Annotated in this window: 2 protein-coding genes; both read right to left on the minus strand. The window is 50.7% G+C overall.

The window, feature by feature from the left end:
• Nucleotides 1–586, minus strand: a 586-nt coding sequence (locus A3751_RS21935) for an HDOD domain-containing protein (protein WP_197466470.1), incomplete at its 3' end; no start/stop codon positions are given.
• Between the two features lie 59 nt (nt 587–645).
• Nucleotides 646–1015, minus strand: a 370-nt coding sequence (locus A3751_RS17890) for a CBS domain-containing protein (RefSeq protein WP_231876929.1), incomplete at its 5' end; no start/stop codon positions are given.

Consider the following 1015-nt stretch of genomic DNA (forward strand, 5'->3'; position numbering starts at 1 on the left):
TCACATCCTCTAACTCGCGCACCTTATTTGCATCCAGTTTGATGCCGTTCATGACGGCCATATCCGAGAACATCTGCAAAAACGCAGCGCGACCAATACCGTGTAGCAAACCACATAAAAATGCAGACTCAACATTCTCCTGCGATGCGCGCGCTATTTCTTTCGACCAGAGAGCCGAACAGAAACCATGCTGAGAAATATCTGACAAACGATTTTCATATCCCGGCGCATTGAATAGCTTTGCGTTGAGCGCGACACCAAGAGAGATCTCACAAATCAAATTCATGCCCAGTCGCGCAATGGCCTGCTGCAGCGAAACCATAGATGCTTTGGGCGTGTAGAGTGCAGAATTGGCCACGCGCATCACGTGGCCAGCTAGATTGGGGTCGCTTTGAATAAGATCCGCTAGGCTAGCGGCATCCGACTCGGGAGAATTGGCAAGTCGCATCACTTCTGTGGCAATCGCAGGAAACAGGGGCACATCAATGTCCCCCTTGCTCAAGCGCACAACCACGTGCTTGCCAAGCTCTCTCAGGTCTGCAGATAGCTCAAAAACGAGTTCTGTTTTTTGGTCTTCAGTAATCAAAAAGGGCCGCTCCTGTACATAAACTCACCAGAGTTTAGTCCAAGATTGCGACCCTGAAGTTAACGCCCTAAGATTTTCGCCAAACGCGCTCGCGATAACACCCCTTTTAGTTTCCCTTCTTCACTCACTACCGGCAAAGGATGCTCCGTATCTAGCGTGTCCGGAATCACCTCTTCAAGCAGCGACTCAGGCGAAATCTCGCAGCTCTGCTCGAAGTACTCCTCCGTTAGAGGATCACTTTCCTTCGCTTCGTTATCAACCGCCTGCTCTAGCGTTTCCTGAAGCACTGCGCCCTCGTAGCCATCAGAAGAAACAACATAGGCGTAGTCATTTGAAGAAGCCCGCATTTGTTGCAAGGCATCCCCAATGGTTGTCGCTGTAATGCGGTTCACTGGCGGTTTCATAACGTTCTCAACGGTCAAGGCGCGC

The organism is Oleiphilus sp. HI0080, assembly GCF_001635135.1.